Raw genomic sequence first — 24,230 nt, forward strand, 5'->3', positions numbered from 1 at the left:
CTCCTAATGGCTCGCGGCTGTGGCGCCCATCTCATTGACTTGTCGGAACGCATCAAACCTGTCCATCGAAAATGGGGCGATAAGATCTGGGACGTGTCCGCCAGATGCCACCAGTGCAGCCATTGTTTTGCCGCAAATGGGCGTTGCCTTGAAGCCCCATGTGCCCCAGCCTGCATCCAAATAGTAATTGTCAACGGGGCTGAGTCCCATGATTGGGCTGTAGTCGCTGGTCATGTCTGTGGTCCCTGCCCATTGGCGCAGTAATTTGAAATTGGCCATGAAAGGGAACATTTCGATTGCGCTGGCAATGAGGCTTTCTTTGAGATCAAGCGTCGAACGTGTGTTGTAGAGCGGGTAAGGGTCTGACCCACCACCAAAGACGATTTCTCCGCGACCGGTTTGCTGCACGTAACAATGAAGCGCAGACGAACTGACGAGCGGATCGAGGAAAGGTTTAACGGGGGTGGTGACCATGGCTTGCAACGGGTAACTGGTGAGTGGCATTCGAAATCCCGCCATGGCAGCAACAATCGAGCTATGGCCGGCCACCGCTTGCACTACCGCGCCACAGCCGACAGTGCCACGATTGGTCTCGACGGACACGACCTTTCCGTTCTCGATATTAACGTTGGTGACTTCCGTCAATTGATGGAGCTCTACGCCGCGCTGTGTTGCGCCTTTTGCGTAACCCCAAGCCACGGCGTCATGCCTTGCCGTTGCGCCATCCATATGCCAAAGGCCAGCGAGAATTGGCATGTCGGCAGGATTCATGTTGAGGGTAGGAACCAGTTCTCGTATTTGCTGCGGGTCAATCAGCTCTGTGCGCCCACCAAAATGTTTATTCACTTCGGTGCGTTGACGAAACGAGCGAACAGCGGCATCCGTATGCGCAAGCGTCAGCTGACCTCGCGAGGAATACATGATATTGAAATCAAATTCGTTCGATAGATTTTGGAATAATTTGACGGATTCGCTGTAAAACTTAACGCCCTCAGACGTTAAATAATTCGAACGAATAACCGCGGTATTTCGCGCCGTGTTGCCCCCGCCAAGGTACCCTTTTTCCAAAATCGCCACATTGGTGATGCCGTGGTATTTGGCAAGGTAATACGCCGTGGCCACACCGTGTCCACCGCCACCGATAATGACAACATCGTAATTGCGTTTGAGATCGCGAGGGATCGGCAAATCCATGTCGTTCTCAAAGGGATAGTCATTCGTCAGACCATATTTTAAAAGTGAAAAAGGCACAGTGCGTTCCCCGCGTTACAATAGTGAATCAATGCTTTTGCTTTGTTTAAAACAGCTTTTTTACTGACCGTTGAATGCTTTAGAGAAGCTTTGCTCAGCATCGTTTTTGCCTCAGTTTTGCTTTGCCGCAACTAAGGTATTTTTGATTAAGCAGGCAATCGTCATGGGACCAACACCACCAGGCACTGGGGTTATTGCGCGACACTTACCTGCTACATTCTCGAAATTGACGTCACCGACCAGCTTTCGCTTACCGTCGATTTCAGTGGCGTTTATGCCCACATCAATCACAACCGCGCCGGGTTTCACCCAGTTATCATCCACTAGCTCTGCCACGCCAACCGCCGCCACTAAAATATCGGCCTGTCGGCAAAGTGCAGCGGCATCAATCGTTTTTGAGTGAACAATACTGACTGTGCAGTTGGCTTGAAGTAAAAGGTTCGCCATCGGTTTCCCGACGATATTGGATCGCCCAACAACAACGGCATGTTTGCCTGAGAGATCCCCCATTTCTCTTTTGAGGATTTCAAGGCAACCCAATGGTGTGCAAGGAATGAGCGTGGCTTGACCTGATGACAGTAGACCCACATTGACAGGGTGAAAACCATCCACATCTTTACTTGGTTTAATAAGATTAATAATGCGTTCTTCAGACAGATGCTCAGGCAAAGGCAGTTGAACCAAAATGCCATGAATGTCATCACGCTCATTCAGTTCGTTCACCACGTCTTCTAATTCTTGCTGAGTGCACGTTTCATCGAGGCGCGTGACCACTGAAAATAGCCCCGCTTTTTCAGCGCAGCGTATTTTGTTGCGAACATAAATGGTGCTGGCTGGATCTTCACCCACCAAGACCACAGCAAGCCCAGGCTGTTGATGCCCTTGCGCCATTCTTACCTTCACTTCTTGCGCCATCTCTTCAATCAACAGATCGGACAGTTGCCGACCATCGATAATATTTACTGGCATCCTTACCTCTGTTAATTATTGAAATACGACGGTTTTATTTCCGTACATAAAGACTCTGTGCTCCAAATGAAGCCTGACTGCTTGCGCAAGGGCGATGGTTTCCGTGTCACGCCCAACGGCGACCAACCTTTCTGACGAATAAGTGTGACCGACGGGTTGCACACTCTGTTGAATAATAGGCCCTTCATCGAGATCTGATGTGACGTAGTGCGCAGTCGCACCAATGAGTTTCACGCCACGAGCATGGGCTTGGTGATAGGGCTTTGCGCCTTTGAAGCTCGGCAAAAATGAGTGATGAATATTGATCGCTTTGCCGTGCAATTTTTGACATAAATCATCGGAAAGAATCTGCATATAACGGGCTAAAACAACCAACTCCGTTTGTGTTTCTGCCATCACATCAAGGAGCGCAGCTTCCTGCTGAGGTTTGTTTTGCACGGTCATTGGCAGCCAAATAAAGCGGATGCCAGCGCGTTCAACCATGGGCCTCAAATCTTTGTGGTTGGACACCACGGCGGTAATGTCCATTGGCAGCTCGCCATTTTCATGGCGGTACAACAAATCTTTTAGGCAGTGATCGAACTTGCTCACCATGATCAATACGCGCATAGGTGCGCGGGAATCAAAAAATTGCCAATCCATATTGAAACGACTCACTTGCGCTTCAAAACCCGCTTTGATGGTGTCTAGGTCCACATCGGGAGACTCAATGCGACACACCGCTCGCATGAAGAAATTTTCATTCTCTTCGTCATCGAATTGGTGCAACTCAGAGATGTAGCAACTCAAGCCAGCCAGATAGGAAGTGACCGCTGCAAGAATCCCGCTTGATGCATCGCATGTTGCTTTGAGAATAAATTCCTTTGAATCTGGCATGTTCCTTCCTGTTGGTTGTTGTTGATGCTTTTCACTTTAATAAGCGAAATCACAAAGAATTAACATTCAAGATGGACATGAACACAAAATAAACACATATTTTATTCACATATGAATTTTACATTTACAGATGAGTAAATCATGAGCAAGGCAGACTATCAGGTTCAATCGTTAGCAAGAGGGCTGGACATCATCGAAATGTATGACGCGGAGCATCGTATTCTCAGTACGAATGACTTTGCTGACCAGTTGGGTGTCAGCCAATCTTCTATTTATCGAATTGTACAAACCTTACTCGATAAAAATTACCTTCGAAAAGTCGCACGAAATGCCTATGCCATTGGCCCACAAGTTGTTTCTCGCGGGTTCTCCTATCTTGCGGGTCAACATCTGGTGGATGTCGCCGCCCCGCACTTGCAGCGCTTAAGAGATGAAACCAGTATTTCGTGCCATTTAGCGGTAAGGGACGGACTCGAAACCTTATACATCTATCGTGCCCAAGCGTCTCAACGGCTATCGGTCAATATCCCACTAGGAACGAGGTTGCCGTGTCATACCAATGCGATGGGGAGAATTTTGCTGCAACAGCTAAGTGACATCGAACTTAGCGCGGTATACCAAACAATCCAGCTTGATATGTATTCCAAACCACACCCGCAAACGCTACCAGAACTGAAGCATCGCATCGCTACTGAGAGAAAGCAGGGGTTTGCGTTTAATCGGTCAGACAATGCAACGGCCATCGCGGTACCCATCACGGATTATTTGGGCAACATCATTGCGGCCATCAATATATCGGGGGCGGAGCAAATCATGGATAAACAGCATCAATTTGAGGCCGCAAAAACCAGCCTGCTGAACACGGCCAAAGCGATTTCAAGCGAAGCGCCGACCTAGTCCAACAGGTGTCAACAACGCCAAGCCGCGCTGAGTGAAAAATTCAAATACAGGTTTCTATCCCCAATAAAGAAATGGGGTTGTTGATGCCTGTCACTCATCGTTTCCGTTAAATACACGCCTACCTTCAATACCACTCAGCTTGATGATTTGCTGGTTTGACTCAAGATCACCTTTCGTTACCAATATCTCCTTAATCTCCCACTCTTTTACGTCGCCTTTATTTCTTAGGAAGCCTGCGCATTAAGCAGGAAATAACGGAAGGTCTCTAAAGGAAACGTCTCTTCCGCTTCATTAATATAATGGCGCTAATCCCTTGTTTTTATTAGCGCCAATCAATGGCACACATCTTGCGATTTATTCATGTCGATGCAAACAAACAATGGTATCGACACAACCAAATCGACCTGATGGACAGGGAGCAAACCAATGAGTTCGTTAGACCCAATAACGATGGCAACGCAACTGGCGACGTATGATGTTCAGCCTTTTCAGATCCGCTACCAAATGCAAGCCGACAAGTACCAAGGCCAAATCACTGCGCTTGGAAAAGTAGAAAGCGCCCTGCGTGATTTTCGCACCGCTGTGAACGAAATGAACGGCAGCAACAGCAGCGTCATTAAAAACACCGCGACGGTATCGCAAGACGGTTTCTTCACAGCCAATGCCAACGCCAATGCGCTTGCGGGTAGCTATCAGGTTTTTGTTGAACAGGTCGCGACAGCGCATCAGGCCTCTGCGGGTATGCCAGCAGACCTTGATGCCAACACGCAAATCCCAACCACGGGCACACTGTCGTTTACCGTTAACGGCGAGAAAATGGACATTGATTTGTCCAACGTCGACACGGACGGTGACGGCAAAGCCACCATGTCTGATTTGGTCAAATCCATCAATGGTGACAGCACTAACCCAGGCGTGAATGCCACGCTGGTGCGTTCCAATGGTCAAACCCATCTCATGCTTTCCAGCACAGAAACGGGTGAAGCAAACCGTGTTCAGGTCAGTGCATCTGGAACGGGGGCAGCCTGGTTTGAAGATGGCTTTACCAACCTCAATGAAATCACCGCGCCGAAAGATGCCGTGATTTGGCTCGGTGCGAAAGATTCCGGCCTAAAACTCACCAACAGTAGCAACACCTTTGAAGGCGTGATTGATGGCGTGGACATCACTGTCACCAAAGCGCAAGACGCTGGTGATGCGGCTATTGGCATGGATGTGGGTGCTGACAGCGAATCAACCAAAGAACAAGTCACCAAGTTTATTGATGCCTACAACTCGCTGGTTGGCGCATTAGATACACACACCTCAATCGGTGGTGATGGCGTGTCTCGTGGTGTGCTTGCAAACGATCCGACACTTCGCTCAATCGAAAGCCAACTCTCGAGTATTTTGCGCGCAGATTTTGGCGGTATGAACCTAAGCGAAGCCGGTATTTCCATTGACCGTGAAGGCAAGATGAAACTGGATGCCGACAAGTTTTCTGAGGCACAAAAAAGCAATGGTGCGGCTCTGGAGCAAATGTTTAACGGCGAGGGCAATCTGCTCGATACTATCGACGGCATGATGGAACCCTACCTCAAGTTTTCGTCTGGTTTGCTCACTAGCCGCAAAGACTCCTTACAACAGAACATTGAACGCATTGACGACAAGCAAACGCAGCTTGAGCGCAAATATGAAATGTCATACGACCGCTACCTCAAACAATTTACTCAAATGAATCAAATCATGGCTCAGATGAACCAAACCATGTCGATGTTTGGTTAGGAGATATTTTTATGCTTATGGACTCAGGCTACGACTCGTATCAGCAAGTGGATTTGGATGCTCAGGCCGCGGCGGCATCCCCTCACCAATTGGTGGTCATGCTCATTGATGGCCTTCTTGATGAAGTAGAACGTGCACGCGGACACATCGAGGCTGGTCGATTGGCGCAAAAAGGCGCAAGCATCAGCAAATCCATGAATATTCTGATTGGCTTAGACAGTGCCTTAGACGAAAAAAATGGCGGTGAAATCGCAGAGAACCTCCATCAGCTTTATGACTTTTGTCAGATGGAACTGTATCAAGCAAGCCTGCATAACGACGTCGAAAAACTCTCCAATGTGGCCGGCGTAATGAGCAACATTCGTGAAGGATGGGTGAGTTTTGGTCAACAGGCTTAACGTGACCCCGACGCTGCTGAATCAACTGGCACAGCGTATTCAACAAGCGACGGCATCCCGTGACTGGCAGACGCTGAAAGCGCTCGATCATAAAGTGAGAGAACTGTTGCTGCGCCACCCTGAATGCCTGAAAAGCGCGGCCTGTGCTGCCGAGATTTCTCAGCTTAAAGCCACACATCAGGTCGCGCTGCTCGCCCTTAGCGAGTTGCTCACCGAAATGGAAACCGAGTTGGATGTGATGCAAGCACAAAACGAACGCGCCATGGCGTATCAACTCGCAATGACGATGGAGTACTGATGATGATTTCGACGTCATTGACGCAGACAAGCGCTGCGAAAGCAACTTCGAACAACGGTGCAATTTCCAGCGAATCCGGCGGCACGATTCAACCTGCGGTTGGGTTTGGTGATAAGCCTGAAAATGCCCAGCCGTTCCAGCTGGGTTCGCTGAATGAAGGTTCGCGTCAACTAAACCAAATTGAACAGAACTTGCCTTCTGACGCGACGACGCTGCCTTTTACCGCGCTAAACGCCAGCACTGACACGCCACAAACGCAGCAAGCAGGATTCGCGCTACCCACGCTGTCGGTCGGCAATGCCAATGCACAGGGCAATGTCCAAACTCATGCTCAGACCGTGTCGTTTCCAGCAATAAACAGGATGGATGGAAATCACACTACCAAGCAAGACGCTTCCGTAAACATGGCGTCTTTGCTGACTCACGGACAGCTTACTCAAGGTGAAGGCACTCAAGGGACAGCCACCCGCGATATCACTCGCCCCTCTCTGTTGACGTCCAGTTCGCTTGAATCCTCTCAGCTAAACATCTCTCAACTTAACACGTCTCAACTGCTGCAAGTCGCATTAAACGGTATTTCAACGGGCGCAGGCCCAGCGACTCAACCGCCCGCGCAACTCCCCGCTGCCGCAGCGCTAACTGCGTCACACGGTCCGGAATGGGCTGCCGTGCGCGTCGATACCCGCGCAGGAAAATGGGGCGAGCAAATGATGCAAGTGCTGCAAGACAGAGTGACATTGCAAGCACAGCAAAACGTGCAAGAAGCCCGCATTCGTCTCGACCCACCTGATCTTGGCAAGCTGGATTTGCTGGTACGCGTTGAAGGCGATCGCTTAAGTGTGCAAATCAATGCCAATTCCGCGGCGACCCGTGAAGCCTTGATGCAAGTGTCTGAGCGCCTACGCGCCGAGCTTCAAGACCAAAACTTCCTGCATGTCGATGTGAATGTAGGCTCGGATCACGCAGGGAAAGAGCGGCACGCGAAGCAAGATAATGATGACTTCTCTGTGTTTGCCGCCCGTGATTTTCACGATGACGCGACGCCATCATCGTCTCACGCCGACCACTGGCTGAGCACACAAGCCTGATAAACCCACGAGGAAAAACAATGAACAAAAAACAACTACTCGTCTTCTCTGGCGCCATGATCATCACCAGCGCGTTAGTGTCTGCGGGCGTCACTTTGGGTGGGCTTTGGTACATGCAGAACGCGCAAAAGATATCGGCAGCAGAAACCCCATCATTCGAGGGCTTCTCCCTGCCATTTTTGTTTGAACAAGAAACCCTAAAAAATGGCCCGAGCTTTCACGCGCTTGAGAAAATCGTCTTGTCCGTCAAGGGTAATCGTCAAACCCATTTTGTGATGCTGGAACTCGCGGTTGAAACCCGTCATCCCGAACGCATCGAAGCCATTGATGAATACATGCCGATGGTGCAAAACGCCTTACTCAAATTGTTCGCCAACAAGCACTACGACGATCTGCAAAAAGACGGCGCGGTTGAAACCTTGCAGGAAGAAGTCAAACAAACCCTACTGCTGGCCTTTGCGAAAACCGACATTGTCCGCGACATCGACGACGTATTGCTGACCAAATATGTGGTGCAATAAGGAGTGGCTGCATGTTGGACATGAATTTCCAAGACGGTTACGTCGATACGGAAGTGAGCACAGCTCCCTCCCAGCCTATCGATGAAAACCGCTTATTGGCGCAACATCAAATCTTAGTCAAACGCGTCGTCAATCAACTGCGGGTACATGCTAATCAACATTGCAGCATCGAAGATATGCAGCAGATCGGTTTGATTGGCTTGCTAGAAGCAGGACGCCGCTATGGCAATGTCGACGACCCTCAATTTCCGGCCTTTGCCGTTTGCCGCATTCGCGGCTCCATTCTCGATGAACTGCGCAGACTGGATTGGCGCTCACGAAAAACTCGCCAACAAGCCCATGAGCTTAACGATATCACCCGTGATTTAACCCGCGCCCTTGGCCGACAACCCACAGACACGGAAATCATCAAAGCACTCGGTACTGACGAGCGCGACTACCACACGCGGTTAAGTGCAACGCTTGCAGGGGAAATGCAGAGCCTCGATCAACTACTTGAAAACGGCGCTGAAAGTCAGTTCGACGGGCACTACGACGGAACAATCCACGAGCAAATGCGTATGAGCCTTGAAACCGCGCTCAGTCAGCTTTCCAAACGCGACCAGCTGTTACTGACGCTGTTTTATCAACACGATTTAAACCTGCATGAAATTGCGCTTGTGTTGGATCTGACACCACCACGCATCTGTCAGCTTCATAAACAGGCGCTCAAACAACTCAATCACTATTTGTCATCCTAGGAGTCTCAGATGCAAAAATTACTCGGCGCCATCATTATTTTGGTGGGTGTATTTGGCGGCTACATGATGGCAGGTGGCAAGCTTGGCGCAATATGGCAGCCCGCGGAATTTCTGATCATCATCGGTGCAGCAGTCGGTTCCTTGATCGTCGGTAACCCACCTCAAGTGCTCAAAGAAATGCGCTTGCAGTTCATGCGCGTACTGCGTCGTCCGCGTCAGGAAAAAGAACACTACATGGAGCTGATGGCACTATTGCAGATGCTCCTCGAAACCGTGCGCAGCGGCGGCTTTAAATCCCTCGACAAACACATTGAAAACCCTGCCGAAAGCACACTTTTTGCGCGTTACCCGCTGGTTGCGAAAGATTATCGCCTTGTTTCCTTCATTACTGACAATTTGCGTTTAATGGCAATGGGTCAAATGTCGCCTCATGAATTAGAGGGATTACTCGAACAAGAAATCGATGCCATTGAAACCGATCTGCTTTTGCCTTCGCGTTCATTGCAACGCACCGCTGAAGCCTTGCCGGGATTCGGTATTTTGGCGGCAGTTGGCGGCATCATCATTACCATGAGTGCCATTGACGGTTCCATCGCCATGATTGGCTATCACGTTGCGGCTGCCCTCGTCGGAACATTTTTGGGGATCTTCGGCTGTTATTGCTTCTTAGACCCCGCCAGTAACGCCATGGCTCAGCGCGTAAAACGCGAGATGACCGCTTATGAATGTGTACGTGCCACCTTGGTGGCTTACGTCGCTAAAAAGCCAACACTGCTCGCGATTGACGCCGGCCGCAAACATATTCAGCTAGACATCAAACCCACCTTTAACCAAATGGAGAAGTGGCTGGCTGAACAGGAGGGATAATGCAAAGACAAGAACACGTGGTATTCAAGCGAGCAAAAAATAAATCGCATGAAGAATCCCATGGCGGTGCATGGAAGGTGGCATTTGCTGACTTCATGATTGCACTGATGGCACTGTTCCTCGTGCTCTGGGTTATGCAGGTGGCAGATAAAGAAGAGCGCAAAGCCATTATGGCGAATCTGCATTCCGCCAGCGTGTTCGACAAAAGCTTTGGTAATCCCTTCGATTCTTCACAAAGCCTTTCCCCAATTGATTTGGCATCAGATTCTTCGGTGCCAAGTCAACACAACGCCAACCAGACCGTGAGTTCTTTCTTTCAAGGCGACGGCGATGGCCCTGAAACTGATTCCTTGATCCGCGGCACGTTCGACACTCAAGAACGCTTGTTGGCGCTGGCTCAGGTGGTTGAAGAAATGGCGCGTCAGGTGAAAGCATCAGGCAATGTGAATGTGACCGTCACACCACAAGGGCTAAGGATTGTGTTGCAAGATGATTTCAGACAACACATGTTCAGCCGCGGCGGTGCGGATCTCACACCGTTTTTTGAAGATCTTCTGCTGGCGCTATCCCCGGTTTTTGACCGCGTTGAAAACCCACTGATCATCAGCGGTCATACGGACGCGACTCGTTTTCGCAGTGGTTTTGGAACAACGTCTAACTGGGAACTCTCCGCCAACCGCGCAAATCAGGCACGCAAAACGTTGGTGGCAGGCGGAATGCCCGACACTCGCGTGTGGCAAGTAACAGGCATGTCAGATCGCGCCTTACTTAATCATGACGATCCTGAATCGTCTGAAAATAGGCGTATTGAGCTTTTCATCCTCACCACGCCTGCGGCTGAAGTGTTGGAAACCTTGTTCGGTAGCCAAACAGGTCACGAGTTGGAGCAAGCGCGTGAGAAAGCCAGATTTAACCAACCGGTTATCCGCCATGACATGATCAACGACTCGGTTGATGATGAAAACGAAGACACGTCGCGCCACGATTTTTAACCGTTTAATGTCGGGAAACGAGTCTGGTCTTTTCTGTTTATCTGGACCACGTCCCGACATCTTTTTTCTACCTTGATTGCCGATAATTACCCAATACGTTAATTCGATCATTTTCCGCTTTGCTGCATTGATGAGCCCACTATGCATACTCACGCTGACGCGCCACACAAAGACCCTCTGAAAAAAGCCTTACTTTGGCTGGTTGTGCTTGATTACGTGCTGTTGACGCTGTTTTTGTTTCTGCTACCCAATTTAACGCTCAATGGCGGTACCTTGATCAGTACGCTTTTGATGCTCTACAACTTGTTGCTTTCGGTGCTTTGCTTTCAGCGAACCTCACATCAAGATGGCTACATCATCTACCCCACCTTGTCGGCGACTTTGCTGGCATTTGTCTGCTTTTTGTATTTCTTCTTTCTCATCTAAACACGCTGTTTTCAGCTCTATTTCGTTCACCACCATCGCTATTTTGTTCGTTATCTCAATAGTTTGACCTATCCCAATCCGCATTGCTGTTACGCTCAAAGTCACATCAATCACTGCAAGGGAAACGCGATGAAGAAAATGTTACTTGTTGCCACCATGGCGCTGTCTGCGTTCGCGCAAGCAGATCAGTTGGAAGACATTGAGAAAGCGGGTGTCATTCGCGTCGGAACCACGGGCGACTATAAGCCTTTTTCGTTCTTTGATGGCACCAACTATTCCGGGTATGACATCGATGTGGCACAACATGTCGCTGATCAGTTAGGGGTAAAACTCGAAATTGTTCCCACCACGTGGAAAGGGCTGGTCAGCAATCTACAAGAAGATAAATACGATATTGCGATGGGCGGCATCACGCGCCGAATGTCTCGCCAACTGTCGGCAGAACAAACGCAGGGATACATGATATTCGGCAAGTGCTTCCTCGTTGCAAAAGGAAACGTCGATAAGTTCGATACCTTGGAAGAGGTGAATAAGCCTTCAGTGCGCGTCGGCGTGAACATTGGCGGAACCAACGAAAAATTCGCCGAGAAGCATCTACCCAACGCGACGTTTGCTAAGTTCGAGAACAACCTCGATGTACCAAAAGCCGTTGCTGGCGGTGATATTGATGTGATGGTGACAGAAACGCCGGAAGGTATTTTCTATGAAGTGACGGATGATCGCCTCGAAGCTTCTCGCTGCGATGAACCTTTCACTCGCAGCCAGTTTGGCTACCTCATTCCTGAAGGCGAGCAACGCTTGCTCAACACTGTCAATTTCATCATGGATGAGATGGTGCTCAAGGGTGTGCAAAACGAACTGATGCAGAAAAACAACCTGAAATAGACACAACATCGGCGCTCGTGTTGCTGCGAATTGGCAGGCGACACAGCGTCTGTGCTTGTTTGGGTGTTTTCTTTCTAGTGTGACGCGCTGACAACAATCACCTGTCTATCTTGAAACTCTCGACGTTATAAACACACACTGAAGTACGCATTCTTTTTCTGCGGCCGCACATTTAGTTCGGTGTTGCCGTTTTTCGGAACAGTTAAGGGGTCGATATGCTGCGCTTCTTCACCATCGAATCAGGGGTGATCATTGAGATTCACGCCTATGACTATGAAGACATCAACCACCTTATCGCCAAAGCGTCATGGATTGATGCACACGACCCTTCCGATCACGAACGTGACGTGGTCAGTTCGCTATTGAAGATTGAATTGCCTGAATCTGATGATGTGGAAGAAATTGAGTCCTCAGCTCGTTTTTTCGTCGACAGACGCGGCCTGCATGTTCACTCATTGTTTTTGGCGAAAAGTGAAGGCAAGTACAACACGGTTTCTGTCGCCAGCATTTTGCAAAGCCAACGCTTGATCACGATTCGTGATGGAGACATTGCAGACTTCCGCCTACTGCGACTCCGCGCACGTCGTGGTCAGGTTCACTGCAAAGACATCGAGACCCTGTTGCTGACTATTTTGGAACAGAAAGTTGAAAACCATGCTGACATGCTGGAGGACCTTCATCGTGAGTTGGAGAAGATCAGTCACGCCGTACTGGAAGACGATGATTCAGATCTGGAAGAATGCATTAGCAAATTGGCCAGACAGGAAGACAGTAACGGTAAGGTACGCTTGTGCTTAATGGACACCCAGCGTGCTATTTCTTTTTTACTGCGTCATTTACAGTCTCGTGGCGAACATCGTGAAGATTTGAATGAAATCGTGCGAGACATCGACGCCCTGCTCTCTCACACCACCTTTTTGTTCGACAAGATCAACTTCTTGATGGACTCGACGCAAGGCTTTATCAACATTGAACAAAACCAGATCATCAAGATCTTCTCAATCGCCGCCGTCGTCTTCCTCCCCCCTACAGTAATCGCAAGTATCTACGGCATGAACTTTGAAAACATGCCCTTACTCTCCTGGCACTACGGCTATCCCTTCGCGCTCGGGTTGATGGTTGCGTCAGGTTTCGCGCCACTGTTTTATTTCAAGAAGAAGGGTTGGTTATGAGGGTGAGGGTTTGTTAAAAAAAGCGCTCCGAAGAGCGCTTTTATATCAATATCTTTATAACCTTTTAATTTAGCTGCGGTAGTTCAGTCGCATAGCGATTGTAAAGCGGTGCCCATCCAGGTGCTTTGATCTCCTGCTTCACAGAACCACGGTTGGTGTACCAACGCGTATCAACATCCACTACATTGTCGTAAAATACTCGCTCTGTCACTTTACATGCTTGGAATGTCCCAGCTGGCACAGTAACGTCAAATTTCCCTTCATAGGTTTCAGTGAAATCAATCGGCATGAACGTTAAATCGTCAAACGATCCCCCCCCTGCTTCAGCCATCGCCTTGATATCATTCATGCTAACATTATCAAACATATAGCTATTTGGTGTATTCAGCTGTTTATCAGAATTCTCAACCATGTTAGGTAGGATTGCTCTTGCAGCTCCCCAATAACCATAGTTACCCTCAGCATCGAGACCTTCTTGGCCATAGTACGAATTAGCATCATGGTATGACGCTTCCATACTGAGCAATTGACCATCAATGTTGTAGGACGAAAACAATGTCTTCATCAATTTGCCGTCAGTCGCCTCAACCCATGAAGGCATATCTGTAATATTGGTATATTCCGACAACCATGAGAAGTTAGCACCTAGGTATTTGAAGGTTTCCACATAGTCTCGAGTTTCGTAACCAAACTCTGTGAAGACTTTTTTGTTTGACTCATATTTCGTGATATCGCCGACTTTCTGCACATAGCCCGCATCTGGCAAACTCACCAAACATGCTTCTAAAGTCAATGGATAGCTGATGTTATCAATAAAAATTGGCAATGCGTTTGCACCAAACACATACTCATCGAACGATGTGCCTTCTTCTTGCCAAACAATACGGACAAAATCATTCACTACTGAGAAATATGCAGTATTGTCGTCGGTATTAAAGTTGTTCCAAGTGAGTTCATTGTGTTGAGCCACCCCAGTAGGCGCAGAGATTTTCCTTAACACTTTCCCATGAACTTCTTGGTCTTTCCAAGCACCATTAGCAAAATGTTCTAGATTGCCAGAGCCAAAATTATAGAGATAATATTTCACTGCGCCAATTTCCAACAACTCAGCCATAATTGCCCCACCCGGGACACCAACCATGGATACCATTCCGTTGACTGAAACACCTGGTTCTGCTGAGATTAATTGGTTTAACGTTTGCGCCCGTGTTGAAGCCCCTTCAATGTAAACAGAGTTACACATGTCACCTCGAGTTTGTTTTTCCTCTTCGGTACACCAATCACCTGCGTTAAAACTAAAGTATGAACTCGTAACGTCTTCCATTTTTAGTTTATATGCGACGGTATTTGCAGGGAACTTTAGGTCGGAAGGCAATACTGAATCCCATGTTCCGGATTCTGAATCTGCGGTTTTAGCCACAATGGTTGCAACATTTAGCCCAGACACATCAACTTTTTTAGTTTTCACTTTGATTGAAAGTTCTGGTGTAGCAGTTACTAAAACTTCATGGCCATCCGTGTCTGTATGTATGCCGACAATTTCGTCACTTGCAGCGCTCCAGCCTTTATCAGTGAGAATGTACTGAAGGTTAGAATCTGACACATTCAATTCAAAATCAGTCAAATCAGCGGTCGACGAGTACTCTTCGTCAGTCACAGCGCCTTCAACATCAGCTTTTAATGTGCCATATTCCAAAACAGGCACTTTGCCATCTTCTTTGTCACCACCTAACCACAACAATCCTTCATTTTTCATCAGGTCAACTAAGCTCGTTGCCTCGGTATTACGGTCAGCATTGTTAGCATCGATTTTGTCTTTAATATTGCCAGCCGATACATCAACCTTGTCTTTGGCTGAAGTTGCCGCATCATCGGCATTAAAATCGCCATCAGGCGTATTCTCGACGTCAGCGACGATGTCAGAAACAACTTTACTGACTTCTTCGTTTATTACGTTGATAAGATCAGCGTCAGAAACACCATTATTTGCGGCTTCATCTTTTAGCTCATCAAGTTTAGTCGCAATGACACGCGCTGTTACTTGGGCCACTCTATGAAGCTTTTTCAACTCGTCTTTCTTCGTGTCGTCGGCCTGACCCGCAATATAGTCTTGTGTAATATCTAAATCTGTACCCAATAAGCCTTGAATGGTCGTTACCGCCTCTTCTGGCGTGCCACCTTTTTCAATTTCATTTTGGATTAGCGTTGTAATTGGACTCACGAACTCTGATGCGGCAGGCGCAGTCAATTTATAACTTTTTACGATGGCAACACCAGGCTCATCGCTATCTGTTGTTTTACCTGCGATAACTTCAACAAGTAGAGGGGATGCATCAATTTGCTCTTGAGTTGCAACTAGCGAGAAACCGCCACTTTGATCGGTAACCGCTGACGGTTCGCCATCATCACATGATTTATTTTGATCAAGATCTAAACAGACGAGGGCATCTTGGAGATATCCATCTGCAGCTTTACCATTCAATGTTTCGCCCACTGATGGCGAAGGATCGGCCGTTGTGTTACCAGATGAAGATGAGTCGCCGCCACATGCTGTTAATGAACCAGCAATCAATGTGGCAAGTAGCGCCTTTTGAAAAGTCATTAATATTTCCCCCAACAGAGTTGTTTGATAGCAGTCATTTATCCACTACCACTTAAATCGCAATCAGTTTCGAGGGTTTTAATTAAGGTGTAATGAACAACAAAAACAATTGCGAGTCATCACACCCTTGGCAATCCAAAAGTGTTAAATTTGCTGAAAAAATACCGCACTCAAATGTAATCAGGTTTGATATTTTCAACATTCAATATTCACCACAATGCAATGTCATGAGGTCTGTTCATTTGTAGCACAAATACAACGACATGTTTTTTGTGTTTAGATGGTTTACACGTCATTCAATGTGTTTCTTTCGGTATAACAACTACTTCAACAACGCCACCACACTATGTCGTTTCACGTTAGCTTGGGCATTCAGTGCTTCAAAAGTCTTGGTAAATTGACCTGACGATGCATGAAGCTGGGCGAGTTTTTGGTTCACATCGTCGATTTTTATCGCAGGTTCTTGTTGGTGTAGGGCGTTCATTTGGGTGGAGAGTTCGTTGTGAAAGGCACGCGCGTCTTCCAGGCCCGCGTGGACCTGTCGAATGTGCTGATTCACACGCGCGATGGTCTTTTTGATGCCGTCACGTCCACTTAAATCAAAGCTCAGTTCTGCGATGCCTTCTGGGTCAGGTTTCAATGTCAGCGTATTCGGTTGCCCCGCCGGAAAACGATAGCCCTGCCCTGTCACCATGACTTTTTGTTGCATCTGGCTGTAAGCCGATTCTTGCGCTTCAAACAAGATGGTTCCGTCGTTGGCCAGTGACGCTCGCATGCCCATTGGGATCAGGCTGCGATCCAATATTTTGATGGTTTTGTTGCCGTCTGACACCCCATCAAATGGGATCATCACAGATTGACCTTGCGGAAAATCGAGACGAATTTGTTCTGCGCGCTCGCTGAGGCGGTTCACATTCAGCCCTGGGATTGAAAAGCGGCGAATGTCCGCGCTATCAAGCTTCACGCGCAGTTCATTGTCCACCACGCGTTTGCCGTCAAAACGGGCTTGCTGGAGCGTATTTTCGATACTCTTTTTGCTTTGCGCGAGCGTGTCTTTCAGGGTTGGTGTATTTTGCACGCCGTGTGTCATGGCCTGTGTCAGACCGCTTTTCATCTTGCTGAGTTCTTTGCCCACCTGTTGCAACGATTTAGATGCAATCTGCACCGACGTGGCATGCTGTTGGCCTTGCGCCAAGCGCATTGTAGAAACGGAATAGGCTGACGTAGTGTCAGCCTTGGTGTTTGGATATTGCTGGGGTTGAATACTGCCTTGGTCTGGCGAGCGTGACGGGGTGATGGATGCCTGCTCATGGCCGGTTAGCCGTATACCATGAGGTCTCACCTCTACCGTACTCATTGCCATAAATCGTTTTCCTAGCGTTAGATGCGATCAAACAAGTTGAGATCGTTGATCTTCACATAGCTTGCTTGTGTGGCTTGAAGTGCTGCCATGTAGTTACTCAGGCGTACCGAGGCTTCGCCGTAATCCAGCGCAGAAATGTCACTGTTCACCTTATCAACGAAGAGCTTATTTTCGCCGTGAGTGCTGTCCATCAAATCAAGGTTATTCAGACGACCACCTATCTCGGTCATTGCGCCTAAGACGTTACCAGACGTTGCATCAATGGTGCTGATGGTCGCTTCAACCTGATTTCTGAAATCTGCGGTTGGGTTCTTGAACTCTTCAATCAGGGAATCGATTTGATTTAATACATTGGTGCCGCCCACATCCATGATGTCTTTGGCGGTCATGTTTGATTCCATGGTGACACCTTTGGCGACCGTGACGACGCGTTTGTCGCTGTTACCTTCCACCACATAATCGCCCGTGGCAGTGGAAATGGCGGCTGTATCCGTCTGTGTGCCGGAGAACAGGTAGTGGCCTTCCTCGTCCTGTGCGTTGAACGACGATGCCACGGAATCACGTAGGCTCTCCAATTCGGTGATCATGCCTGCGCGATCTTCGTCAGTCAGCGTACCATTCGCGCCCCAAAGCACCAGATCACGCATGCTTTTCATGCTTTCATTCACCGAATCCAAATACACTTCCTGACTGGAAAGCGTGGTTTTCACGTTGGCGATATTGGTCTGATACTGAGAAATCGCCGCACCTTCACGTTCAAGGTTCAGCAGTTTGATCGAGGCCATTGGATCGTCGGACAATTTGGTAAGGCGGTCTGACGTTGCCATTTGTTGAAGTACAGTGCCTAGCCCTGCATTGTTCATTTGCAGGCTCTGAAGCATCATTTGACTGAATTGGGTATCACTGACTCTCATACTCTTCTCCTAAACCTAAACCGTTAGAACAACTGCAAGACTGAATTGAACAGCTCGTTGGCGGTGCTGATCACTTTCATGTTGGCGTTATGGGCATTGGCGAACGTCATCACGTTGCCCGCTTCTTCATCGCTACTGACTGCGCTGAGGTTGTTGCGTTGCGCCAGTGCTTGCTGGTTCATGTCTAATTTGGCTTCATAATCCGAATGTGCCTGACGTGCTTTTATCGCGGTTTCACCCACCATGGCGGTGAATGCATCGTTCAAGGACACATTGCCAAATCCCGTCACATCAACAGGCTTATTGCTGATTTCAATCAAGCGCTTCAACACATCACTGTTACCCGGCGTGCCGTCGCTAGACAGCGCCAATTCACTCGAGGTGATATCGGTGATCGTGAGACTCGCGGCAGGATTAGACGGGTCGTAACTAAATAGCGGTGTCCCTGCATCGCCATTTAAATCCGTGCCAGTTGCTAGCACAGTATTGAATTCATCAGCCAATGCGCGTGCCATGTCGTTGATGGCAACTTGATTGGGTTTAAGTACCTCGGTTTGGTAATCATTGAGTGCGCCGAGCTGGCCACCTACTGAGCCACTGATAGCAAAGCTCTGCTTACCAAATTCAACCTGCAAACTGGCCATATAGCTGTCATTCGGATCGGGGATCGCTTTTAGCTGACCCGCCTCACCGCCCATCACCAAAGGTTGGCCTGATGCTAATGTCACTTGAACCGTGCCATCTCCTTGTTCGGTGGTTTTCACTTCCATGACGGTAGAAAGCTCACCAATCAGCAGATCTCGGGTATCCAATAACTGCGCTGAATGACCGCCCGCACCTTTCATTTCCATGATTTGCTGATTAACCGCAGCAATATTACCGAGCAAGCTGTTGGCATGCGAAACCGCGGCGGTGCGCTGGTCACTCATGTCTTTGTGTTGATGATGCAGGGCATCGTTGAGTGCATTGAAGCGTCGAGATAAGGCTTCAGCTTCGTTGATGATTTGCTGACGCAAGGGCTGAGATTCTGGTTTGGTGGTAGCGTCATTCAGTGCCGCGAACATCGAATCCAAGCCCGTCGACAGACTAAAGCCATCTGCACCTAACGTGTTCTCCAGATGCCCCATGCTCGTGGTGTAACCCGCTGCATAAGACGCGGAGCTGTTGGTTGACCAAAGCTGTTTGACCAAAAATCCGTCTGTGACACGGCGAATGCTGGTGACTTCCACGCCCATGCCCGCACTTAGCGAATCTTGTTTAGCACCGCCGATTGATGCGGTCAGTGCTTGCTGACGGCTATATCCCGGTGTGTTGATGTTAGCCACGTTTTGCGCCGTCACTTCCAACGCCACTCGGTTGGCATTCAGACCCGTCATCGCGATATTAATGAGGTTCATCTACAGCTCCATTTTTCTTATTAGCGGCTGTGAAAACGCGGTGGTTGTGCCCACGTCGTTGCGCTGTTGGTTAACTGAGGCGACGTTTACATCGGCATTGTTAAGGCTGTTACAGCGATTAAAATTGGGCGCAATGTGAGCTTGTGATCTTGCTTCCGCCTTGATGACACAAAACTCGTCGTTGGCGGCCAAATTGTGTGTTTCTTTCATGCCGTCGCTATTAATGCCGATCTTTGATAACGCTATCACGTTGGCATCTGCCTTCGTCTTAGCGGCTCGTTGTTCAACACTGCCTTGCAACGAAACACCATTGGCTTGCATGGCAGCAGGGCCAAGCTGTTTGACTAACATGTCCGCGATACCGGCACTTTGTTTTCTCGACATTTCAATCGCGAGCTGACCGTCGTACATATCGCGAAACACGCCGTATTGCTGGCTCGAAAATGGGCTGTCTTCGTCTGCCAATACATCGCTACTGCTGCGCATCTGGCGTAACACCAGTTGCAAGAACATAGCTTCAAACTGCCCTGCCACTTCTTTTAGTGCCCCTTGCTGATCGGCACTGTGTTTGATTTTCGCCAAGGCACTGTTGTCGTGATAAAGCATTGAGCTCATTCGTGTCTGATCGTGCAACCCTTCTACTTTCATTATCGGCTCCTTAAATCACGACCAGTTCAGCACTGAGCGCACCCGCTTCGTGCAATGCTTGCAGAATGGACATCAGATCAGTCGGGGTCGCGCCGAGACTGTTCACAGCACCCACGATGGTATTGAGATCCGTGCCTGGCGGCCAAATCACCATTTGCGCCTGATCTTCATTGATATCAATTTCAGAGTTATCGACCGTGACCGTTTCGCCATCGGCAAAAGCATTGGGCTGGCTTACCTGTTGGGTTTCTGAAATGGTCACCGTCAGGTTGCCGTGACTCACCGCCGCTTCGCCAACTTTCACGTTTTGACCGATCACCACTGTGCCCGTGCGAGAGTTGAATACCACGCGTGCGGGCTTGCGACCTTGTGCCACGCTCATTTCCTCTAGCATGGACAGCATGATCACGCGCTGCTGCGTGTCTTTGGGCGCACGCATTTCCACGCGTGCATTGTTGATGGCCATCGCCACATCTGGACCAAACGTGGTGTTGATTTCTCGAGCGATATTTTTAGCCGTGGTGAAGCTTGCTTTGCGCAGGTTCAACGTCACTTTTTCGCGTTCGTTAAAATCAGACGGTATTTCACGTTCCATGGTGGCACCGTTTGGAATACGGCCAGTGGTTGGGGTATTAACCGTGGTTTTCGAACCGCTGCGCCCTTCTGCTGTCACGCCTCCCACCACCACGTTGCCTTGTGCCACGGCGTACACCTCGCCATCAACGCCACGCAATGGCGTGAGAAGCAAGGTGCCACCACGAAGGCTTTTGGCATCGCCAATTGAGGAGACGACAATGTTGATCGCCTGACCTGAGCCTACATTTGGGTCGACGACGGCAGTGACACTCACTGAGGCCACATTGCGCAGTTTCGGATCGGTATTGGCATCAATTTGCACACCAAACTGGCGCAGCATGTTAGTAATGGATTGAGACGTGAATTTGACCTGGTTACGGTCACCCTGCCCGTCTAAGCCCACCACTAAGCCATAACCAACCAATTGGTTTTGACGAATGCCCTGAATATCGACCAAATCCATGATCGGGGTTTTGATTTCCGTTTTTCCGCCTTCTGTATTGCCGTTTTGAGCAAACTTAACATCTTGAGCAAAGGTCATTGCCGAGATGCCCAGAGACAAAAACAGTAGCAGAGACGAAAATATCGTATTGCGTTGATTCATTAAAACGGCACCCATGGCGAGTTGAAGAATTGCGTCATCCAGCCAGAAGCATTGCTATCAGCCAATGCACCACGTCCCGCATAGGTAATGCGAGCATCACCGATTCGCAGGGAGGAAATCTGATTGCTGCGGTTGATATCATCCACACGAACAATGCCCGTCAGGCGAATAAACTCGTCGCCTTGATTTAAGCGCAGCCACTTTTCGCCATTAATGCGAAGTACACCGTTGGGCATGACCTCATGCACCGTCACCGTGATCGCTCCTTGCAATTTATTGCCTTGAGAACTCGATGCACTGCCATCAAAGTTTCGGTCTGCATCAATATTCACCGCCGCACCATCGAGAGTATTAGAGCCAAAGATAGGCGCAGCAAAACCCACACCCGCGCTTTTTCCGAAGCTGGTGTCGGCTTTTTTGCGCGACTCGGTTTCTTCCGACAGCAAGACAGTCAAGATATCGCCGACGCGATAAGCGCGGCGATCCTGAAACAGCGTCATGCTGTATTGATGACGATAAAGGCTGCCGTCTTTCGCTTCGGGTAACGAGTAATCCAATACTGGCGGGGCATACTCTTCCGCATCCGGTTTTGGTGGCGTGAATTCCTGACGGCCTGCACAACCTGTCAGCAATATCATCACCAGCAACCCACTCATAGAAAGCCATTTCATTGCGCTATCCTTCATCATCACCACTCTTTCTGTTTCACCGTTCGCGCGCTTTTCTTTTATTGACGCGATTGCTAATGCGCTTGTTAACGTAATAGCTAGTGAGATTACTGTCCTAACTGACTAAATCGACTGCGCAACAAACTTGAGCATGTCGTCTGCGGCCGACACCACTTTGGCGTTCATCTCATATGCACGTTGCGTCGTGATCATGTCGACCATCTCTTCCACCACTTGCACGTTTGAACCTTCCAGTGCGCCTTGCTTGATGCTGCCCGCGCCGTCTTCACCCGCGATCAGTTCTTCCGCTAAACCACTGGCTTCGGTTTCACGAAACAAGTTGCCGCCGACGGCTTCTAGACCGGCTGGGTTAATGAATTTGGCCAACGTGATTTGACCGATATTTTGTGGCGCAGGATCGCCCGCGGTGGTCACTGACACGTTGCCATCGACACCGACGGATACAGATACCGCGTTATCTGGGATCTGCACTTGTGGTTCTAATGGCAAACCCTGACTGTTCACCATCAAACCTTCCGAATTAACGTGAAACTGGCCGTTTCGGGAATACGTGATCTGGCCGTCTGAGTTTTCAATCTGGAAAAACCCTTGACCCATCACAGCCAAATCCAGTTCCTGACTGGTGTTTTGTGTGTTGCCTTGAGTGAAGACTTTTTGCGTCCCCACCACGCGCACACCGCTGCCCAACTGCACACCTGTCGGCAGTTGGTTAATGTCGTCCACTTGCGCGCCGGGCTGACGTTGAATGCTGTAGAACAGATCTTCAAACACCACGCGATCACGCTTAAAGCCGACCGTATTGACGTTTGCCAAGTTGTTAGAAATGGCAGTCATCTTGGTGTCCTGCGCCGCCATCCCCGTTTTACTTACCCATAATGATGAGTGCATTGCTTTTTCTCCTATCGCGGCGTGAGTTAACGCGCCGCCATCAATTTGTTGCCAGCCTGTGCCAATGTTTCTGCGGTTTTCATCATGCGTATTTGCATCTCGAAGTTACGCGTCAGCGACATAACCCCAACCAGTTCATCAATGGCAGACACGTTACTGCCTTCAATGTGTTCAGATGCCACTTGCACCCTTGGGTCGACATCAAACGGCGCACCATCAATGCTGTGCAACAAGCTGTCGCTTTCTTTTTGAATCTGTCTGATATCAGGGTTGACCAGTTTCAGTGCGCCCACTTGAATTTCCGCACCGCCACCCGGCGGCACGACTGAGACCAAACCGCGCTCACTGATCTGAACTTTCTGATAATCCGGCAATACCAATGCGCCGCCACCCGCATCCAGCACCGGAAAACCGTTAACGCTCAATGCGCCAAAGTTATCGACCTTAATGTTGCCCGCGCGGGTATAGGCTTCGTTACCTGCTGGCGTTTGCAGCGCCATAAAGCCATCACCCATGATCGCCACGTCGAGCGAACGTCCGGTTTTGGTTACATCTCCAGAATCAAAGCGCGTCATGGCGGAGTTAGTGACCGCCAAGGTGCGGCCATCAAATCCCGCGCCTTTCACTTCGACACTTTGCATACGCTCCATGTCAGCGCGAAAGCCTGCGGTATCGGCATTCGACAAGTTGTTAGAGCGAACCTGCTGCGCTTTCAACACACGGCTTGCGCCTGAGGTTGCGGTAAATAGCAAACTATCCATGCTGCGCTCCGTTAAATCGCGTTAAACAGCGCTTGGGTCAGTTTGTCATTAGTGGATATGGTTTTCGCGTTCGCCTGATAATTGCGCTGAGCGGTCATCAAACTCACCAATTCTGTCGTCAGATCGACGTTCGAGCCTTCAAGTGCACCCGGTGTTAACCCGCCTAAGGTGCCTGAACCCGGCACGCCGATGATCGGAGCACCTGAGCCATAGCTTTGCGTCCACGCTGTACCGCTCACCGTTGCCAAACCTTGTGGGTTAGCAAAATCTGCTAACACAACCTGACCTTGAAGCTGCGACTGACCATTGGTGTAAGTCGCGTAGATCATGCCGTTGTCTTCCACGCGCACGCCCGCCAATTCACCGGAGGTGTAACCGTTCGGATTGTTGGTGCTGACACCGAACGCCGCACCAAACTGAGTGCTACCAGCAAGGCTGATATCAATGCTGACCGGATTCGCGCCCGCCGCCGGGAATGCAACGTTAAACGTGCCCGTTGGTGAAGCCAGCGTGCCGTCTTCATTAAAATCTACCGCGACGGTTTGAACTGGGGTTGTGCTGCCATCGACTTGCACATTGACCTGCCACTGGTTATCATGGACAGCATGATCACGCGCTGCTGCGTGTCTTTGGGCGCACGC

At 49.3% G+C, this 24,230-nt stretch carries 25 protein-coding genes; 12 read left to right on the plus strand and 13 right to left on the minus strand.

All coding sequences use genetic code 11. The features are described from left to right. Positions 1-3: 3 nt before the first annotated feature. The 3 genes from A1OO_RS06195 to purU form a co-directional block, all read right to left on the minus strand. Positions 4-1,251 (minus strand): FAD-dependent oxidoreductase, encoded by a 1,248-nt coding sequence (locus A1OO_RS06195; protein WP_017005824.1) that lies wholly within the window; start codon positions 1,249-1,251, stop codon positions 4-6. A 111-nt stretch (positions 1,252-1,362) separates the two neighbouring features. Continuing rightward, the gene (gene folD, locus A1OO_RS06200; RefSeq protein ID WP_016959256.1) at positions 1,363-2,220 is read right to left on the minus strand and encodes a bifunctional methylenetetrahydrofolate dehydrogenase/methenyltetrahydrofolate cyclohydrolase FolD; all 858 of its coding nucleotides are present in this window, start codon (positions 2,218-2,220) and stop codon (positions 1,363-1,365) included. 15 nt (positions 2,221-2,235) lie between these two features. Further along, positions 2,236-3,096: a formyltetrahydrofolate deformylase gene (gene purU, locus A1OO_RS06205; RefSeq protein WP_016959257.1), complete on the minus strand. Its 861-nt coding sequence runs from the start codon at positions 3,094-3,096 to the stop codon at positions 2,236-2,238. Positions 3,097-3,237: 141 nt separating this feature from the next. Between purU and A1OO_RS06210 the strand changes: the two genes are divergently transcribed. The 12 genes from A1OO_RS06210 to corA all read left to right on the plus strand — a co-directional run bounded on the left by A1OO_RS06210 (position 3,238) and on the right by corA (position 13,147). Then, positions 3,238-3,993 carry an IclR family transcriptional regulator gene (locus A1OO_RS06210; protein ID WP_017004939.1) on the plus strand — a complete coding sequence of 252 codons (756 nt, stop codon included), beginning with the start codon at positions 3,238-3,240 and terminating at the stop codon, positions 3,991-3,993. Between the two features lie 429 nt (positions 3,994-4,422). Then, positions 4,423-5,760: a flagellar filament capping protein FliD gene (gene fliD / locus A1OO_RS06215; protein WP_017004940.1), complete on the plus strand. Its 1,338-nt coding sequence runs from the start codon at positions 4,423-4,425 to the stop codon at positions 5,758-5,760. A gap of 11 nt (positions 5,761-5,771) precedes the next feature. Continuing rightward, positions 5,772-6,158, plus strand: coding sequence for a flagellar export chaperone FliS (fliS, locus tag A1OO_RS06220; protein WP_017004941.1), 387 nt, complete (start codon positions 5,772-5,774; stop codon positions 6,156-6,158). Between the two features lies 1 nt (position 6,159). Beyond that, positions 6,160-6,456, plus strand: coding sequence for a hypothetical protein (locus tag A1OO_RS06225; protein ID WP_241819049.1), 297 nt, complete (start codon positions 6,160-6,162; stop codon positions 6,454-6,456). Beyond that, positions 6,456-7,544: a flagellar hook-length control protein FliK gene (locus tag A1OO_RS06230; RefSeq protein ID WP_017004943.1), complete on the plus strand. Its 1,089-nt coding sequence runs from the start codon at positions 6,456-6,458 to the stop codon at positions 7,542-7,544. Before A1OO_RS06225 ends, A1OO_RS06230 begins: the two co-directional genes overlap by 1 nt. A gap of 20 nt (positions 7,545-7,564) precedes the next feature. Then, positions 7,565-8,065 carry a flagellar basal body-associated FliL family protein gene (locus A1OO_RS06235; RefSeq protein ID WP_017004944.1) on the plus strand — a complete coding sequence of 167 codons (501 nt, stop codon included), beginning with the start codon at positions 7,565-7,567 and terminating at the stop codon, positions 8,063-8,065. 11 nt (positions 8,066-8,076) lie between these two features. Further along, entirely contained in the window at positions 8,077-8,805 is a 729-nt protein-coding gene (locus tag A1OO_RS06240) for a FliA/WhiG family RNA polymerase sigma factor (RefSeq protein ID WP_016959264.1), read from the plus strand. Between the two features lie 9 nt (positions 8,806-8,814). After that, positions 8,815-9,672 (plus strand): flagellar motor stator protein MotA, encoded by an 858-nt coding sequence (motA, locus tag A1OO_RS06245; protein ID WP_017004945.1) that lies wholly within the window; start codon positions 8,815-8,817, stop codon positions 9,670-9,672. After that, positions 9,672-10,664, plus strand: a complete 993-nt coding sequence (locus A1OO_RS06250) for a flagellar motor protein MotB (protein WP_017004946.1) — start codon at positions 9,672-9,674, stop codon at positions 10,662-10,664. The genes motA and A1OO_RS06250 overlap by 1 nt, the downstream gene beginning before the upstream one ends. A gap of 141 nt (positions 10,665-10,805) precedes the next feature. Continuing rightward, on the plus strand, positions 10,806-11,090 hold the full coding sequence (locus tag A1OO_RS06255) for a hypothetical protein (RefSeq protein ID WP_016959267.1): 285 nt from the start codon (positions 10,806-10,808) through the stop codon (positions 11,088-11,090). A 129-nt stretch (positions 11,091-11,219) separates the two neighbouring features. Further along, positions 11,220-11,975, plus strand: coding sequence for a transporter substrate-binding domain-containing protein (locus tag A1OO_RS06260; protein WP_016959268.1), 756 nt, complete (start codon positions 11,220-11,222; stop codon positions 11,973-11,975). A 215-nt stretch (positions 11,976-12,190) separates the two neighbouring features. After that, positions 12,191-13,147 (plus strand): magnesium/cobalt transporter CorA, encoded by a 957-nt coding sequence (gene corA, locus A1OO_RS06265; RefSeq protein WP_016959269.1) that lies wholly within the window; start codon positions 12,191-12,193, stop codon positions 13,145-13,147. A 64-nt stretch (positions 13,148-13,211) separates the two neighbouring features. Here corA and A1OO_RS06270 read toward each other — a convergent pair whose 3' ends face one another. The 10 genes from A1OO_RS06270 to A1OO_RS06315 form a co-directional block, all read right to left on the minus strand. Next, complete coding sequence (locus tag A1OO_RS06270) at positions 13,212-15,749, minus strand: hypothetical protein (RefSeq protein WP_017004947.1); 2,538 nt, start codon at positions 15,747-15,749, stop codon at positions 13,212-13,214. A gap of 322 nt (positions 15,750-16,071) precedes the next feature. Continuing rightward, positions 16,072-17,112 (minus strand): hypothetical protein, encoded by a 1,041-nt coding sequence (locus A1OO_RS06275; protein WP_016959270.1) that lies wholly within the window; start codon positions 17,110-17,112, stop codon positions 16,072-16,074. A 17-nt stretch (positions 17,113-17,129) separates the two neighbouring features. Continuing rightward, the gene (flgL, locus tag A1OO_RS06280; RefSeq protein ID WP_017004948.1) at positions 17,130-18,026 is read right to left on the minus strand and encodes a flagellar hook-associated protein FlgL; all 897 of its coding nucleotides are present in this window, start codon (positions 18,024-18,026) and stop codon (positions 17,130-17,132) included. Between the two features lie 23 nt (positions 18,027-18,049). Next, positions 18,050-19,423 carry a flagellar hook-associated protein FlgK gene (gene flgK / locus A1OO_RS06285; RefSeq protein ID WP_017004949.1) on the minus strand — a complete coding sequence of 458 codons (1,374 nt, stop codon included), beginning with the start codon at positions 19,421-19,423 and terminating at the stop codon, positions 18,050-18,052. Continuing rightward, a complete protein-coding gene (locus A1OO_RS06290) occupies positions 19,424-20,071 on the minus strand; it encodes a rod-binding protein (protein ID WP_017004950.1) in 648 nt (215 codons plus the stop codon). 10 nt (positions 20,072-20,081) lie between these two features. Beyond that, positions 20,082-21,251, minus strand: a complete 1,170-nt coding sequence (locus tag A1OO_RS06295) for a flagellar basal body P-ring protein FlgI (protein ID WP_016959274.1) — start codon at positions 21,249-21,251, stop codon at positions 20,082-20,084. Then, positions 21,251-21,922, minus strand: a complete 672-nt coding sequence (gene flgH / locus A1OO_RS06300) for a flagellar basal body L-ring protein FlgH (protein WP_017004951.1) — start codon at positions 21,920-21,922, stop codon at positions 21,251-21,253. The genes A1OO_RS06295 and flgH overlap by 1 nt, the downstream gene beginning before the upstream one ends. Before the next feature lie 120 nt (positions 21,923-22,042). Further along, a complete protein-coding gene (gene flgG / locus A1OO_RS06305) occupies positions 22,043-22,828 on the minus strand; it encodes a flagellar basal-body rod protein FlgG (protein WP_016959276.1) in 786 nt (261 codons plus the stop codon). Positions 22,829-22,854: 26 nt separating this feature from the next. Next, on the minus strand, positions 22,855-23,589 hold the full coding sequence (gene flgF, locus A1OO_RS06310) for a flagellar basal-body rod protein FlgF (protein ID WP_016959277.1): 735 nt from the start codon (positions 23,587-23,589) through the stop codon (positions 22,855-22,857). Between the two features lie 11 nt (positions 23,590-23,600). Next, positions 23,601-24,230 (minus strand): flagellar hook-basal body complex protein (locus tag A1OO_RS06315; RefSeq protein WP_017004952.1); only part of this gene is annotated, 630 nt, incomplete at its 5' end.

Origin of the sequence: Enterovibrio norvegicus FF-33 (genome assembly GCF_000286835.2) — a bacterium.
GTDB lineage: Bacteria > Pseudomonadota > Gammaproteobacteria > Enterobacterales > Vibrionaceae > Enterovibrio > Enterovibrio norvegicus_A.